Genomic DNA, 13,498 nt, shown 5'->3' with positions numbered 1-13,498 from the left:
TCCTCGCCGGGTACCGTGCCGGGTCAGGCTTGGCTTCCGACCCCCGTGCGCAACTCGGCGAGCCGTCCGCGCGCGCTGTCCGGCGCCAGCGGCGGGGTGTCCATGCCCGCGCCGTGGCGAAGGCCGGTGAGGAACTCCGCGATCGCGTCCGTCGCGGTGTAGCGAGGCGTCCAGCCGAGTTCGGTACGCGCCCGCGAAGTGTCCATTGTGGGCAGTCGGAGCACGGTCTCGAAGAGCCCGGGAGTCGCCGGGACGACGTGCAGCCGCCAGGCCGCGGCCAGCGGTCCGCGTAGTGCCCATTTCGGCAGGCGCACGGTGCGCGCGCCGATCAGCCCGGCGAGCACAGGCGCGTCAAGCACCGGCTCGGCGGCGACGTTGAACGCTCCGCGCACGTCGCGCGTCGCGGCGAGCCGGTACGCCTCGGCGATGTCGGCGGTGTGCACGCCCTGCATCCGCAGCCCCGGCACGTCCGGCACGACGGGCAGCAGCGACGGGAGCAGCCCCGGCACGAACGGGCCCGCGAACAGACGCCGTTGCTGGGAGGCCGATTCCCGTTTGAAGATGAACGCCGGGCGCATCCGCACGACCCTCGTCTCGGCGTGCGCAAGTTCGAAGGCGTCCAGAAACCGTTCAAGATAGGCCTTTTCGCGTGGATAGGCGGCTTCGGGCCAGCCGTGCGTCGGCCAGGACTCGTCCACCGGCCCTTCCCCGTCCCCTGGCGAATAGGCGCCGACGGAGGACGCGTGCACCAGTGCCGGTACGCGTTCCCTGGCGACCGCCTCGAACAGCCGGATGCTGCCCAGGACGTTGACGCGCCAGGTGACCGTCGGGTCGTGCGTGGGCTGGAACAGCCACGCGAGATGGATCACCACGTCCGCACCACGCACCAGGTACCCGAGATCGTCCTCCCCGACATCGGCCAGCGCCCATTCCGTCTTCGGCGGCGTCCAGCCCGGCTGGCGGCGAACGATACCGAGGATCGAGCCGACCCCGGGATCGGCGGCCAGTGCTTCGATGACGCTCGTGCCCACGTTGCCGCTCGCGCCGGTGACCACGACGCGCAACCCGTTACTCATTCCGGCCGGGTACCCGGCGACGTTTGGGCCAATCGGACGTGGGCATCACGACCGGTATGAGCACACCTCCGCAGCAGCAGGAACCGCCCGGCTCGACCGAAGAGATGCGGCCGAAGCCGCGGGACGCGATGAGCGACTACACCGGGCGTGACCTGCTCCGGGACCGGCGTGCGCTGATCACCGGCGGCGATTCCGGGACCGGCCGCGCCGTGGCGGTCGCCTTCGCCAAGGAGGGCGCCGACGTGGCGATCGCGTACCTGTCCGAGCACGAGGACGCCGAGGAGACCGCCGAGCTGGTGCGCAAGGCCGGCAGGCAATGCGTGCTGTTGCCCGGGGACCTCGCGCGCGGCGAGCACTGCCGCGAGGTGGTCGAACGCACCGTGTCCGCGCTCGGTGGGCTGGACCTGCTGGTGAACAACATCGCGACGCAGCAGGAGCTGGATTCGCCGGACGAACTCACCGAAGACCAGTGGCTGCACACGTTCGACGTGAACATGCACAGCTTCTTCCGGGTGACCCAGGCGGCGCTGCCGCACCTGGGCGAAGGCAGTGCGATCGTGAACAGCGCGTCGGTGAACGGTTTGCGCGGCAACAAGAAGCTCATCGACTACTCGGCGACCAAGGGCGCGATCATCGCGTGGACGTACTCGATGGCGCAGGCGCTCGCCGAACGCGGCATCCGGATCAACGCCGTCGCACCCGGTCCGGTGTGGACTCCGCTGATCCCGGCGACGCTGTCCGAGGGGCATGTCGAGAAGTTCGGCGAGCAGGTGCCGCTCAAGCGCCCCGCGCATCCGGACGAACTGGCGCCCTCGTACGTGTTCCTCGCCGCGAACCAGATGTCGTCCTACTACACCGGAGAGGTCATCGCCGCGCTCGGCGGCGAGACCATGCCCGGCTGAGGAGGAGAGATGGCCGAGAACCGATCCGAACAGCAGGAAAACCTCGAACTGGAGCCGGAAACCGCCCCGCTCGAGGACCCGGTGACCTGGCGTGTCGAGGATCCGGACTACGCACGCGAACCGGATTCCGAGACGCCGGGTGGGCAGTTCGCCGCGCCCGACCGGTCCAACGAGATGACCGACGACGAGGGCGCGGAGATCGCCGACGGTCACACTCCCGAACGGCCCGCCGGCGGCGCCGAGGAGCAGGCCTTGCACGTACGTGACCAGGTTTGATGAAGATCCGGGCCGGGAACTCCTTCGGCAAGCGCAAGACGGAGTGGAGGTAGTCCCAATGCCAGGACGAGAGGTACTGCCGAGCACGCTGAAACGCTCGCCGAAGCATGCGCAGGAGACCTGGATCAAGGCGCACGACTCCGCCGCCGAGACCTACGGCGACGGCCGCCGCGCCCACCAGACCGCCTACGCGGCGCTCAAGCACAGCTACGAGAAGGTCGGCGACCACTGGGAGGAGAAGGGCCACAAGGGTCCTTCCGACAAGCAGGCCAGCCGGGGCGCCAACCGCAAGGCCACGAAGACGGCGGGCGGCGTGGACGCGTCGGCCAGCAAGCACCACCTGTACGAGGTGGCGCAGAAACTGGACATCAAGGGCCGCTCGTCGATGAACAAGCCGGAACTGGTCAAGGCGATCGAGCGCGCCAACAACCGCAAGACCGCGCAGGCTCGCGGCAAGTAGCGACAACGCCGTGAGGGACCAACCTCATGTGGGGCCCTCATGTGGGGCCCTCACGGCGCGACGGCGGGACAGGCCTCATGCCGGAGGCAGGTGGGGTTTCCCGTCGCGTTCGATGACCTGACGCGCGGCCCTGGGCACCCGCCAGTCCAGCCGCGTGCCCGCGCTGCGCTCGAGTTTCGCCAGCACCTGCCGCGCCGCCGCGTAGGCGGCCTCCGCCTCGGCCGGCGTCGCCCCGCCCTGCGCCAGCTCCAGTAGCTTGATGCCCTGCGCGATAAGCGCGCGTTCCTCCGCCGTGAACCGCGACGCCCGGAGTTTCTCGGCCGCCTCGCAAGCCGCGGCCCACGCTTTCGTGGCGGTTTCGGTCGCCTCGGCGAACTTCCGTGCCATCGGGTCGCCGGGGTACTCGTCGGTGTGCAGGGCCATCGCCTCGTGGAAGGCATCGATGAACCGGCCCGTGGAAGGCACCTCGGGATCGGCCAGCGCGGGCAGCCTCAGCACCCGCAGCGGATCCGATTCGTATTCACCGTATTCCGTGGCGACCTTCGCGTACTTCGCCCGCGCTTCCTGCCACCGCACCCGCGTGGGCTTGACGTGTGGGGGCTGGGAAACCTGGACCGGGCGGCGCCGTGCCGGCTGGGGCTGGGTCCGCCATCGCCGGTACAGCGCCGCCCGCGAGTACATCGAGACGATCAGCCACAACAGCACGATGAACGGCCAAAGCAGTGGCTCGAAAAACTGCATGGGCATGGCGCACGGCTCCTTCACCCGGTTAGGGCTTTGAAACCATGATGCGCCTGCCGATGTATGTCAGGTGTTTTTCCGATGCCGGGCCATCCGGAGATTTTCCGGCAGGCTCACTGATTGCCGCGTGCCGAGCTGATCTCACCGAGTGCGGAGTTAGGGTCCTTCTCCATCGCGGCATCGCCCAGCGACAGCACGCCGACGGGCTTGCCCTGCTCCACGACCGCGATCCGCCGGATCGAGTTCTGCCGCATCCGCCGGATCGTCTCCTCGGCGTCCTCGTTCGGGTCGGCCGTGACGACGCGGTCGCTGCACACGTCGGAAAGGTGGCAGTCGGACAGGTCGTCGCGTTCTGCCAGGCCCCGGACCACGATGTCGCGGTCGGTCACGATGCCGCGCAGATCGTTGCCGTCGGCGACCAGGACGTTGCCGATGTCGCGTTCGCGCATCTGCCGCGCGGCCTCCCGGACCGTGGCGGTCGGCGCCAGCGTCACCGGGTCGCGGGTCATGATCTCCTTGACCGTTGGAGCCATGGTCGTTTCCCTCCTTCTTCGTTTCGGGTGCGGTCGTAACCTTCCCGGTCCGGGCCAGGCCAAACGGGCCGGAAAGCACCGGGTCGAATGGCCCTACCGGCCGGTTCGCCGGGGCGGGATGGTGATCCGGGGACGCTTCCGGAGGAGTGAGGGTGGACGGCGCGATGCTCGATGCGTTCGGTCTGGAGGTGCTCGACCGCGACGAGTGCGTCGCACTGCTGGCCAGCGTCGAGGTGGGCAGGGTGGTGTTCACCAAACGTGGCCTTCCCGCCGTGCAGCCCGTCAAGTACCTGGTGCAGCAGGATTCGGTCTGGTTCCCCGTGCAGGCCCGCACCGACCTGTTCGGCTCGGCCGACGACGGTGTGGTGGCCTTCGAGGTCGACGCGTTCGACCCCGGCCTGCGCACCGGCTGGTGGGTGACGGTCCTCGGCCGGGCCAGCGCCGCCGTGGAATGCGATCTGCCGCAGCGCCGCCCGGAGTTATCCTGGCAGCCACCGCTCGCCACGGACGTACGATGTATCCGGATCCCGATCGAGGTCGTGTCCGGGCGCCGGGTCGCGTGACACGGCACGGGGCGCGGTCGGCGTACGTCAGGCTTCGGCAGGGAGTTGCCGGTGATGGAACCCAGCGCGCGGGCGCTGCTGGACGCGGTGATCGACATCGCGGCCGACCTGCGGCAGCCCACCGTGCTGCAGCGCGTCGTGGAGCATGTGCGGGCGCTGACCGGTGCCGACCACGCGGTTGCGGCGGTGCACGATCCCGGCGAGCGGCTCATCGAGGTCGTCCAGTCCGGTAAACCGGCCGAATACCGCACCACCGCGGACCTGCCAGCCGGCCCGGGCACGCTGAGCCTGCCCATCGTGGTGGACGGCGAGCCGTTCGCGCGTCTGTGCGCGAGCGCGAAGCCCGGCGGGTTCACCGGCACCGACGAGCAGGTCTTCGCCGAGCTCGCGCACACGGCCGCGGTCGCTGTCCGCAACGCGCGGACCTACGACCACGCGCTGCAGCGGGAACGCTGGCGCGACGCGTCCCATCAGGTGACCGCCGCGCTGCTGGTGGGCGAGGACAGCGGCACCACGTTGCGCCTGATCGCCGAGCGGGCCCGTGACGTCGCGCGCGCGTCCGCGGGGGCGGTCGCGCTGCCCAGCGAGTCCGAGCCCGGCACGCTCGTGTTCGATGTGCTCGCCTCCCCCGACGCGGAGTACCAGTGGCTGGCGGGCGCGACGGTGCCCGCCGAGGGCACGGCCACCGGAGTCGCCTACACCAGCGGTCAACCGGTCGTGGTGCGGGAGTACGGCGGGCACGTGGTGGCTCAGCAGGCCGGGACGAACCGCACGCTGCCCACGACGATCAAGGATCTCGACTCCGCCATCGCGGCGCCGCTGATCGTGGGTTCGGAGACGCTCGGCGTGCTGCTCGTGGCGAGGTTCCACGACAAGGTCCCGTTCACAGACGCCGAGGTGGAGCTCGTCCGTGACTTCGCCATGCACGCCGCGCTGGCGGTGGAGTTCGCGCGCGCCGAGGGCGACCGGCGGCGGCTGGCGGTGTTCGAGGACCGCGACCGGATCGCCCGTGACCTGCACGACCTGGTGATCCAGCGGTTGTTCGCGATCGGGCTGGGACTGGAGGGGCTGAGCCGGACCAGCGACGACCCGGTGCTGTCGGACAAGGTCACCGGCTTCGTGCGGGATCTGGATCGCACCATCCGGGACGTCCGCAACAGCATCTTCTCCTTGCAGGAGCCGGCGGAGGCGCACGGCGTGCGGTCGGACCTGCTGCGTCTGGCGCAGGACAGCGCGCCGCTGCTGGGCTTCGAGCCACGGGTGAGCTTCGACGGGCCGCTGGACGCCGCGGTGCGCGGGCCGGTGCGGTCCGATCTGATCGCGAGCGTGCGGGAGGCACTGTCGAACGTGGCCCGGCACGCGGACGCGTCGTCGGCGGCGATCGAGGTGACGGTGGACCGGAGCGGGCGGCAGCTGACGCTGTCCGTGATCGACGACGGGGTCGGGCTGCCGGACGAACTGCCCGGTGGTGCGGGACTGGTGAACCTGCGGCGCCGCGCGGAACGATGGCACGGCACACTTTCCGTGCGACCGCGCACGGTCGGCGGCACGAAACTGCAATGGACGGCGGCGCTCGAGGGGCAGCCATGACGATCTCGGTGTTCCTGCTCGACGACCACGAGGTGGTGCGGACGGGGCTGCGAACGCTACTGGAGGCGGACGGGGACCTCAAGGTCAGCGGGGAGGCGGGCACCGCGGCCGAGGCGATGGCGCGCATTCCCGCGGTGCGGCCCGATGTCGCGATCCTGGACGTGCGGCTGCCCGACGGCGAGGGCGTATCGGTGTGCCGCGACATCCGCGCGCTCGTCGAGCCGCCGCCGGCGTGCCTGATGCTGACGTCGTACTCCGACGACGAGGCGCTGTTCGGGGCGATCATGGCCGGTGCCGCGGGGTACATGCTCAAGCAGGTGTCCGGCAGCAACCTGGTCGAGGCCGTGCGCACCGTCGCCGCGGGCGGCTCGCTGCTCGACGCGAACCTGACCGCGTCGGTGCTGGCACGGCTGCGCGGCGAGAGCAGCGAGCCCGATCCGCAGTACGAGCAGCTCAGCCCGCAGGAGCGGCGCGTGCTGGAGCTGATCGCGGGCGGGCTGACCAACCGGCAGATCGCCGAACGGCTGTTCCTGGCGGAGAAGACCGTGAAGAACTACGTGTCCTCGCTGCTGCACAAGCTGGGGTTCGAGCGCCGCACCGAGGCCGCGGTGTACCTGGCGAAGAGGAATCACCAGCCTCCTCGGCCCTGAGCGGGCCAGGCCGGGCGCGCCGCCACGAGCAGACGCCGGTGCCCGCCGCTGTCACGAATCGCCGTGCCGCCACGTCCCTGACACAACACCCGAAGGGACACCGGCCATGACCACGACAGTCCAGGATCTCGCCCGGCAGCACACGATTCTGCTGACCACCTTCAAGCGTGACGGCACGCCCGTCGGCACCCCGGTCAACCTCGCCGTCGAGGACGACCACGGGTACTTCCGCACCTACGACAAGGCGTGGAAAGCCCGGCGGCTGCGCAACAACCCCGAGGTCACGATCACCCCGTCGACCTTCGGCGGCACACCGACCGGCGAGCCGGTCCGCGCCCGGGCGACGCTGCTGAGCGGCGACGAGGCCCGGCACGCCGCGCGCCTGCTGACACGCAAACACCCGCTCCTGCACGGCGTGCTCGTACCCCTGGCCCACAAGCTCAAGGGCTACCGCACCCTCCACTACCGCGTGGAGCTGGAGAGTGTCTGAAAGTGGTCTGCGTAGCGGCGCCAGTGGCGGAACCTGAGGCGGCCCCTCGCTGTGGGATCGCCTCCTCATGAATGCCAATTCACCACGTCGGCGCTGTCCTCGCGAGGAACCACCTCAGAACCCGCGGCGGTGCAAGCTGAGTCCCGCACAACAAGCGGCTCCGCCGCTTACAAACACGCCTTAATCGCCTAGGTCGCGGGCCCATTCGCGGAGCAGGAACTTCTGGATCTTGCCCGTCGAGGTTTTGGGCAGCGGGCCGAACACCACGGACTTGGGTGCCTTGAAGCGCGCGATCCGCTCGCGGACGAACTCGATCAGCTCGGCCTCGGTCACCGCGGCGCCCTCGTGCAGGGTCACGTACGCGGCGGGCACCTCGCCCCACCGCTCGTGCGGCACGGCGACCACCGCGGCCTCCAGCACCGCCGGATGCTCGGCCAGCACCTGCTCGACCTCGACGGAGGCGATGTTCTCCCCGCCCGAGATGATCACGTCCTTGCTGCGGTCGCGCAGCTCGACGTATCCGTCGGGATGCACGACGCCGAGGTCGCCGGTGCGGAACCAGCCGTCCGGCGCGGCCTGCCTCGTCGCCTCGGGGTCCTTGAAGTAGCCGAGCATGACGTTGTTGCCCCGCAACGAGATCTCGCCGATCGACCGGCCGTCGGACGGCACGTCCGCGCCGTCGTCGCCGATCACCCGCGCCTGGCAGGAGATCATGTTCCCGACGCCCTGCCGCGCCTTGAGCCGGGCCTGCGTCGCCGGGTCGAGTTCGTTCCATTCCGGCCGCCAGTCGCAGATCATCGCCGGGCCGAACGTCTCGGTCAGCCCGTACAGGTGCGTGACCTGGAAACCCAGCTCCCCCATGCGCCGCAGGATCGCCGGGGACGGCGGGGCGCCGCCCGTCGCGACGCGCACCGTCGACACCGGGCTCGCCTCGGGCGCGTAGGCCAGCATCGACAGCACGGTCGGCGCGCCGTTGAGGTGCGTGACGCCCTCGTCGCGGATCAGTCGCCACACCTCGGCCGCGTCGACCTTCGGCAGGCACACGTGCGTCCCGGCGGCGGCCGTGACCGCCCACGGGAAACACCAGCCGTTGCAGTGGAACATCGGCAACGTCCACAGGTGCACCGCCGAGGGCGACAGCCCGGTGTGCCCCACCATGGCCAGCGCCTGCAGGTAGGCGCCCCGGTGGTGGTACATCACGCCCTTGGGCTTGCCGGTGGTGCCCGAGGTGTAGTTGATCGACAGCAGGGAACGCTCGTCGGTCACCGCCTCGGCCTTCGGGGTGGCCGAGGCGAGCAGGTTCTCGTACTGCTCCCCCGCCTTGACCAGCACCGGCGAAGCCGGCAGTCGGGGCAGCACGTCGGTCACGACCTCGGCGAAAGCCGCGTCGTAGATCAGCACCGAGGCTTCGCTGTGCCGCAGGATGTGGGCCACCTCGGCCGAGGAAAGCCGGGTGTTCACCGCGACCAGCGGCACGCCGGCCCAAGGCACCCCGAAATGCGCCTCCAGCAGCACGTGCGAGTTCGGCGCCAGCACCGCGACCGGACGGCCGTGCGCGATCGGGGCCAGGGCCCCGGCCAGCCGCCGGCAGCGGTCGTGCAGTTCGGCGTAGGTCCAGCGCCGCTCCCCGTCGACGACCGCGACCCGGTCACCGTGCGCGCCCGCCGCCCGGTCCAGGTAGGACACCGGCGTCAACGGCTCGAACGACAGCTCCTGCGACATTCCCCGGCCTCCAGACGGTGCGCTGGCCCACGAAGCCGGATCGTAACCCGTGCCCGCACACGGGGATAGAAGCGCCACCTCTGGGTATCCGGGAGTGAAATGGGCGGTGACGTGCACGGCGGACCGCGACGTGCGCAGCGACTGCGGCTGGCGCCGACGAACCGCGCCGCGACAGAGGCGAGGACCTTCGTGCGGCGGGCGCTGGGATCGTGCCCCGTCTCCGACGGGCTGATCGCCGACGTGGTGCTGGCGGCCTCGGAGCTGGTCACGAACGCGGTCGAACACGGCGACGGGGGCGTCGTCGTCGAGCTTCTCGTCGACGACGCTCGGATGCGGCTGCGCGTCGCCGACGAGGCCACCAGCCCGCCGGTGCTGCGCGGAATGGACCCGCTGTCGGCACGAGGCCGGGGGCTGGCGCTCATCCACGCCATCGCGAGCGCCTGGGGGCACGAGGTCACCGACGGCGGCAAATGGGTGTGGGCGGAGTTCGACCTGCGCAGGTGACTCAGTCGCGGCCCCATTCGCACAGCAGCAGGCACACGTCGTCGTCGTGCTCGTCCTCGCCGAGCAGCTCGCGCAGGATGTGGTCACCGGCGGCGTCGATGTCCATGCCCTTCGTACGTGCGAAAACCCCGGCGAGCCGGTCCATCCCGTCGTCGATGGACTGCGAACGCCGCTCGATGAGCCCGTCGGTGTAGAGCAGGACCGTCTCCCCCGGGTCGATCTTGGCCTCGTACTCGGTGAGGCGGAACGTGAACGGCACCCCCATCAGCGGGGCGTTGGGCCGGTCGAGCGCGCGCACCTCGCCTTCCTGGCCGGACACGAACACCGGCAGGTGCCCGGCGTTGGCCCAGCGGATGCGGCCGGTGGACAGCTGCAGGTCCATCACGACCGCGGTGGCCAGCAGCGGACTGCCCCAGCCGCGCAGCAGGTTGTGCGTGAGCCGCAGCGTGCCTGCCGGGCCGTGGCCCTCGAGCGCGTACGCACGCAGCGCGTTCTGCAGCTTGCCCATGATCACGGCGGCTTCCAGGCCGTGCCCGGTGACGTCGCCGACGGTCAGCACGACGGTGCCGTCGGGGCGGGTGAAGGCGTCGAACCAGTCGCCGCCGACGTTGACCCCGCGGGCCGCGGGCAGATACCGCGCGCACATCCGCAGTTCCGGCGGCACCTCCAGGGTCGGCAGCATCGTGCGCTGCAGGCGTTCGGCGAGGTCCCGTTCGCGTTCGTACTCGTTGGCGTTGCGCAGGCCGACCGCGGAGCGGGTGGCCACGGCGGTGACGAAGGCGAGATCGTCATCGCCGAATCCGGGCTCGTCACGCCGCAGGTCCAGCACGCCCATCAGGTTCGGGCCGACCGTGAGCGGTGCCAGTATCCGGTCCTGTTCCATCACCGGCTGGCGGGTCGCGAGCACGCGGTTGACGGCGGCGTCCGGCGTGCCCGCCGTGCGCGGTTCGCAGTGCACCTGGTCGTGGTCGTTGAGCATCCAGACACAGGCCGAGGAGGCCACGCCTTCGCGTTCGACGAGCTGCACGAGCGCGTCTGCCACCTCCTGGCCGCGCAACGAGGCGGAGACGGTGCGGCTCACTTCGTCGAGGAACGCCGAGCGCTGCCGTTGCCGCTCGACTTCGCTGTGCAGGGCGAGCAGGCCCGCGTTGGTCTGGGCCAGCTCCTGCTGGTGCATGCGCAGCTCGCGCTGCTGGCGTTGGATGGTCTCGCGCAGCTCGCGGACCAGCTCATCGTGTTGCAGGTCCGTCATCAGCCACCTCCGGCGACCGCCACGACACAGGCGTCGTCGCGACCACGGCTCTGCTGCGCCAGCACCCAGGCCGCCACTACGGCCGGGTCGTGCCGCAGCAGGCCCGGCCAGTCCCCGGCATTCCACCGCTCGGACACTCCGTCAGTGTGCAGCACCAGCCAGCTCGACGGCGACCACGCGCCGGTGGAATCCGGCGCCGGGCGTGCCGTTCCCGCGCCGACGATGCCTGGCCGTGACAACAACCGTTGCACGGGCGCGTCGGGGGCGGAGTAGCCACGTACGGCGATGTTTCCTATGCCGCAGAAGCGCATTCGGTCGTCGGCGGGCGTTATCTGCGTGATCGCGACGGTCGCACCGCGGGTCCGGGCTAGTGAGGCGTGCATCGCTTCAAGGATAAGGGCTGGCCGTCGTCCCGCATGAGTGGCAACCGTTTCCACCGCCGCCTCGCTGGCCGTCGCCGCACCCGGACCGTGCCCGAGGCCGTCGCTGAGCCCGATCGTCACGGTGCCGCCGGCGGTGCCGAACCCCCACATGTCACCGCATTCGGTCTCGCCGGGTGCGGTCAGCCGCGCCGCGCCGATCCGCACGCCGCGCGGAGGTTCGCCGGAGGTGTGCCAGCGCGCGAGCACCGCGGTGCCGCGCCCGGACAGCGAGTACGCGTCGTAGAAGTGCGCGGCGCGGCGGATGGCGCCGAGCCCGCCGCCCAGCGTGCCGGTGGTCGAGTACCCGTCGCGCATGCTCTGCTCCAGCCTGCGGATGCCCGGGCCGGTGTCGGCCGCGAGCAGGTCGAGCTGCCAGGGCAGCGCCACGACGGTGAAGACACCGCGCCTGGCGTGCTTGACCAGGTTGCTGGCCAGTTCGGTGGCCGCGAGCGCGACCTTGTGGACCTGGGCGGTCGGCAGCCCGGCCGACTGTGCCGCGGCCGCGGCGAGGCGGCGGGCACGGCCGACGTGGCTGTCCTCCGACACGACCAGGTCGGTGCGGGTCATGGCGATCTGCGCGCGGAGATGGACATCCGGATGGTCGTGCCCTTTCCGGGGGCGGAGTCGATCTCGAACTGGTCCGACAGCCGCCGCGCGCCGCCGAGGCCGAGTCCGAGACCGGAACCCGTGGTGTAGCCGTCGGTGAGCGCGACCTCGACGTCGGGGATGCCGGGACCGTTATCGGTGAACGTGAGGTGCACGGTGGCGGTGCCGGCGGTCTCCTCGACGGCGATCTCGGCCTGCCCGCCCCCGCCGTAGACCAGGGCGTTACGGGCCAGCTCGCTGGCGGCGGTGACCAGTTTCGTCTGCTGCACGAGGCTGAACCCGGCCTTGATCGCGGCGTCACGTGCGGCCTTGCGGACACCGACGATGTCCGGCTCGGTCGTGATGGCCACGGTTTCGGTGGAAGGAGTCTGGGTCACCGAGGCCCCGTCCGCACCGTGCCGTTGCCGCGGCCGAGCAGTTCGAGACCGTCCTCGACCGACAGCGCGGTGCGCAGGCCCGGCAGTACCAGCCCCAGTTCGACGAGCGTGATGGCGACGGCGGGCCGCATGCCGACCACGACGGTCTGCGCGGCCAGCAGGCTCGTGGTCGCCGCGATGTCGTGGAGGGTGCGGGCGAGAAAGGAGTCCACGACGTCGAGCACGGAGATGTCGATGAGCACTCCGCGCGCGTGCTGTTCGACGACCTGCTCGCCGATGTGCTGCTGAAGTTCGGACACCGAGTCATCGAGCAGCTCGTCCTGGATGGTGACCAGCAGGACGCCGTGGATGTTGATGATCGGGACCTGGACCATCAGAGGTCGCCGGGTCCCGTGCCGACGACGGAGAGCCCGAGTTTGCCCAGGGCGTAGGTGAAGGCGTCGGCCAGCTTGGCCCGCGTCACGACCTCTTCCAGGTCGATGCCCAGCTGGACCATGGTGTGCGCGATCTGCGGCCGGATGCCGCTGATCACGCATTCGGCGCCCATCAGACGGGCCGCCTGCGCGGTCTTGAGCAGGTGCTGGGCGACCATCGTGTCGACGGTCGGCACGCCGGTGATGTCGAGGATGGCCACCCGTGCCTGCTGGTCGAGGATCGCCTGCAGCAGGCTCTCGGTGGCGACCTGGCTGCGCATGCTGTCCAGGGTGCCGATCAGCGGGATGGCCAGCACGCCGTCCCACAGCTTGATGACCGGCGTGGACAGCTCCGCGAGCTGCTCGCGCTGGCTGGCGATGGTGTCGCGGCCCGCGCTGAGCGCGACGTCGAGCAGCACCAGGCCGAGCGTGTCGACGGCCGCGCCCAGCAGGATCGCGCCGGGGACGACCGCGCCGTCGGCGAGGTTCTCCTCGTGCCACAGGCGCAGCAGCGGGTCGCGCAGCGAGCGGATGCTGGCCGCCGTGTCGACGACGAGCCGCGAATCGTCACTCTGCTGGGCCGTCAGGACCTCCAGCAGCGTGCGGATGCCGGCGAAACCGTCGGCCGCGGGGTTGTCGGCGTCTCCCGCGACCACCGCGCGCCGCACGCCGGTGAGCACCTCGGCGCAGTCGATGGCCGCCTGCTCACGGTCGCCGCCTCCGCCGGCGAAGAACTGCGACGCCGACCACTCGGCGACGATCGGTTCCCTGCGCCTGTCAAGGAACTCGCTGACAATGGAACTGATCTCGTGGTCCGCCGACGCTGTCATCGCTCCCGAGCCTAGATGTGGCGGACGCGGTACGGTCCGCCAAGGGTTTCCCGACTTGAGGGCAAAGCTAAGTCACGCGGTGCCTCGCGAC

The 13,498-nt window shown here is 70.7% G+C and carries 17 protein-coding genes; 8 read left to right on the top strand and 9 right to left on the bottom strand.

What is annotated here, in order from left to right; translation table 11 throughout:
- Positions 1 to 23: 23 nt before the first annotated feature.
- A complete protein-coding gene (locus HFP15_RS04310; protein ID WP_168511656.1) occupies positions 24 to 1,076 on the bottom strand; it encodes an NAD-dependent epimerase/dehydratase family protein in 1,053 nt (350 codons plus the stop codon).
- A gap of 56 nt (positions 1,077 to 1,132) precedes the next feature.
- Here HFP15_RS04310 and HFP15_RS04305 point away from each other — a divergent pair, with 56 nt between their 5' ends.
- Genes HFP15_RS04305 through HFP15_RS04295 form a run of 3 tightly spaced genes read left to right on the top strand, consistent with a single transcriptional unit; the run spans position 1,133 to position 2,714 of the window.
- Positions 1,133 to 1,978 carry an SDR family oxidoreductase gene (locus HFP15_RS04305; protein WP_168511654.1) on the top strand — a complete coding sequence of 282 codons (846 nt, stop codon included), beginning with the start codon at positions 1,133 to 1,135 and terminating at the stop codon, positions 1,976 to 1,978.
- 9 nt (positions 1,979 to 1,987) lie between these two features.
- Positions 1,988 to 2,254 carry a hypothetical protein gene (locus HFP15_RS04300; protein WP_168511652.1) on the top strand — a complete coding sequence of 89 codons (267 nt, stop codon included), beginning with the start codon at positions 1,988 to 1,990 and terminating at the stop codon, positions 2,252 to 2,254.
- Between the two features lie 58 nt (positions 2,255 to 2,312).
- Positions 2,313 to 2,714 (top strand): ChaB family protein, encoded by a 402-nt coding sequence (locus HFP15_RS04295; protein WP_168511650.1) that lies wholly within the window; start codon positions 2,313 to 2,315, stop codon positions 2,712 to 2,714.
- Positions 2,715 to 2,789: 75 nt separating this feature from the next.
- Here HFP15_RS04295 and HFP15_RS04290 read toward each other — a convergent pair whose 3' ends face one another.
- Positions 2,790 to 3,461: a hypothetical protein gene (locus tag HFP15_RS04290; protein ID WP_168511648.1), complete on the bottom strand. Its 672-nt coding sequence runs from the start codon at positions 3,459 to 3,461 to the stop codon at positions 2,790 to 2,792.
- A 107-nt stretch (positions 3,462 to 3,568) separates the two neighbouring features.
- Complete coding sequence (locus HFP15_RS04285; RefSeq protein WP_168511646.1) at positions 3,569 to 3,988, bottom strand: CBS domain-containing protein; 420 nt, start codon at positions 3,986 to 3,988, stop codon at positions 3,569 to 3,571.
- Positions 3,989 to 4,140: 152 nt separating this feature from the next.
- On the opposite strand from HFP15_RS04285, the gene HFP15_RS04280 reads away from it, so the two are divergent.
- The 4 genes from HFP15_RS04280 to HFP15_RS04265 all read left to right on the top strand — a co-directional run bounded on the left by HFP15_RS04280 (position 4,141) and on the right by HFP15_RS04265 (position 7,281).
- Positions 4,141 to 4,551, top strand: a complete 411-nt coding sequence (locus HFP15_RS04280; protein WP_312871458.1) for a pyridoxamine 5'-phosphate oxidase family protein — start codon at positions 4,141 to 4,143, stop codon at positions 4,549 to 4,551.
- Positions 4,552 to 4,605: 54 nt separating this feature from the next.
- Positions 4,606 to 6,141: a sensor histidine kinase gene (locus tag HFP15_RS04275; RefSeq protein WP_168512462.1), complete on the top strand. Its 1,536-nt coding sequence runs from the start codon at positions 4,606 to 4,608 to the stop codon at positions 6,139 to 6,141.
- Positions 6,138 to 6,791, top strand: coding sequence for a response regulator (locus HFP15_RS04270; protein WP_168511644.1), 654 nt, complete (start codon positions 6,138 to 6,140; stop codon positions 6,789 to 6,791). The genes HFP15_RS04275 and HFP15_RS04270 overlap by 4 nt, the downstream gene beginning before the upstream one ends.
- 106 nt (positions 6,792 to 6,897) lie before the next feature.
- Complete coding sequence (locus HFP15_RS04265) at positions 6,898 to 7,281, top strand: PPOX class F420-dependent oxidoreductase (RefSeq protein ID WP_168511642.1); 384 nt, start codon at positions 6,898 to 6,900, stop codon at positions 7,279 to 7,281.
- A 180-nt stretch (positions 7,282 to 7,461) separates the two neighbouring features.
- Here HFP15_RS04265 and HFP15_RS04260 read toward each other — a convergent pair whose 3' ends face one another.
- Positions 7,462 to 9,003: an acyl--CoA ligase family protein gene (locus HFP15_RS04260; protein WP_168511640.1), complete on the bottom strand. Its 1,542-nt coding sequence runs from the start codon at positions 9,001 to 9,003 to the stop codon at positions 7,462 to 7,464.
- A 99-nt stretch (positions 9,004 to 9,102) separates the two neighbouring features.
- Here HFP15_RS04260 and HFP15_RS04255 point away from each other — a divergent pair, with 99 nt between their 5' ends.
- Positions 9,103 to 9,507, top strand: coding sequence for an ATP-binding protein (locus tag HFP15_RS04255; RefSeq protein ID WP_168511638.1), 405 nt, complete (start codon positions 9,103 to 9,105; stop codon positions 9,505 to 9,507).
- 1 nt (position 9,508) lies between these two features.
- Here HFP15_RS04255 and HFP15_RS04250 read toward each other — a convergent pair whose 3' ends face one another.
- Genes HFP15_RS04250 through HFP15_RS04230 form a run of 5 tightly spaced genes read right to left on the bottom strand, consistent with a single transcriptional unit; the run spans position 9,509 to position 13,407 of the window.
- Positions 9,509 to 10,759, bottom strand: a complete 1,251-nt coding sequence (locus HFP15_RS04250) for a PP2C family protein-serine/threonine phosphatase (RefSeq protein ID WP_168511636.1) — start codon at positions 10,757 to 10,759, stop codon at positions 9,509 to 9,511.
- Positions 10,759 to 11,748 carry an ATP-binding protein gene (locus tag HFP15_RS04245; RefSeq protein WP_168511634.1) on the bottom strand — a complete coding sequence of 330 codons (990 nt, stop codon included), beginning with the start codon at positions 11,746 to 11,748 and terminating at the stop codon, positions 10,759 to 10,761. Before HFP15_RS04245 ends, HFP15_RS04250 begins: the two co-directional genes overlap by 1 nt.
- Positions 11,745 to 12,164 carry an anti-sigma regulatory factor gene (locus HFP15_RS04240; protein WP_168511632.1) on the bottom strand — a complete coding sequence of 140 codons (420 nt, stop codon included), beginning with the start codon at positions 12,162 to 12,164 and terminating at the stop codon, positions 11,745 to 11,747. The genes HFP15_RS04245 and HFP15_RS04240 overlap by 4 nt, the downstream gene beginning before the upstream one ends.
- Positions 12,161 to 12,538, bottom strand: coding sequence for an STAS domain-containing protein (locus HFP15_RS04235; RefSeq protein WP_168511629.1), 378 nt, complete (start codon positions 12,536 to 12,538; stop codon positions 12,161 to 12,163). Before HFP15_RS04235 ends, HFP15_RS04240 begins: the two co-directional genes overlap by 4 nt.
- Positions 12,538 to 13,407: an STAS domain-containing protein gene (locus HFP15_RS04230; RefSeq protein ID WP_168511627.1), complete on the bottom strand. Its 870-nt coding sequence runs from the start codon at positions 13,405 to 13,407 to the stop codon at positions 12,538 to 12,540. The genes HFP15_RS04235 and HFP15_RS04230 overlap by 1 nt, the downstream gene beginning before the upstream one ends.
- Positions 13,408 to 13,498 lie beyond the last annotated feature (91 nt).

The organism is Amycolatopsis acididurans (assembly GCF_012328925.1).
Taxonomy (GTDB): domain Bacteria; phylum Actinomycetota; class Actinomycetes; order Mycobacteriales; family Pseudonocardiaceae; genus Amycolatopsis_E; species Amycolatopsis_E acididurans.
This window is presented reverse-complemented; position numbering and strand designations above follow the sequence as displayed.

Excerpts from the sequence above, each read along its gene's own strand:
- HFP15_RS04265 (WP_168511642.1), top strand. The coding sequence starts at position 6,898 with ATGACCACGACAGTCCAGGATCTCGCCCGGCAGCACACGATTCTGCTG.
- HFP15_RS04290 (WP_168511648.1), bottom strand. The coding sequence starts at position 3,461 with ATGCCCATGCAGTTTTTCGAGCCACTGCTTTGGCCGTTCATCGTGCTG.
- HFP15_RS04310 (WP_168511656.1), bottom strand. The coding sequence starts at position 1,076 with ATGAGTAACGGGTTGCGCGTCGTGGTCACCGGCGCGAGCGGCAACGTG.
- HFP15_RS04285 (WP_168511646.1), bottom strand. The coding sequence starts at position 3,988 with ATGGCTCCAACGGTCAAGGAGATCATGACCCGCGACCCGGTGACGCTG.
- HFP15_RS04255 (WP_168511638.1), top strand. The coding sequence starts at position 9,103 with ATGGGCGGTGACGTGCACGGCGGACCGCGACGTGCGCAGCGACTGCGG.
- HFP15_RS04275 (WP_168512462.1), top strand. The coding sequence starts at position 4,606 with ATGGAACCCAGCGCGCGGGCGCTGCTGGACGCGGTGATCGACATCGCG.
- HFP15_RS04300 (WP_168511652.1), top strand. The coding sequence starts at position 1,988 with ATGGCCGAGAACCGATCCGAACAGCAGGAAAACCTCGAACTGGAGCCG.
- HFP15_RS04230 (WP_168511627.1), bottom strand. The coding sequence starts at position 13,407 with ATGACAGCGTCGGCGGACCACGAGATCAGTTCCATTGTCAGCGAGTTC.
- HFP15_RS04245 (WP_168511634.1), bottom strand. The coding sequence starts at position 11,748 with ATGACCCGCACCGACCTGGTCGTGTCGGAGGACAGCCACGTCGGCCGT.
- HFP15_RS04235 (WP_168511629.1), bottom strand. The coding sequence starts at position 12,538 with ATGGTCCAGGTCCCGATCATCAACATCCACGGCGTCCTGCTGGTCACC.
- HFP15_RS04270 (WP_168511644.1), top strand. The coding sequence starts at position 6,138 with ATGACGATCTCGGTGTTCCTGCTCGACGACCACGAGGTGGTGCGGACG.
- HFP15_RS04305 (WP_168511654.1), top strand. The coding sequence starts at position 1,133 with ATGAGCACACCTCCGCAGCAGCAGGAACCGCCCGGCTCGACCGAAGAG.
- HFP15_RS04250 (WP_168511636.1), bottom strand. The coding sequence starts at position 10,759 with ATGACGGACCTGCAACACGATGAGCTGGTCCGCGAGCTGCGCGAGACC.
- HFP15_RS04295 (WP_168511650.1), top strand. The coding sequence starts at position 2,313 with ATGCCAGGACGAGAGGTACTGCCGAGCACGCTGAAACGCTCGCCGAAG.
- HFP15_RS04260 (WP_168511640.1), bottom strand. The coding sequence starts at position 9,003 with ATGTCGCAGGAGCTGTCGTTCGAGCCGTTGACGCCGGTGTCCTACCTG.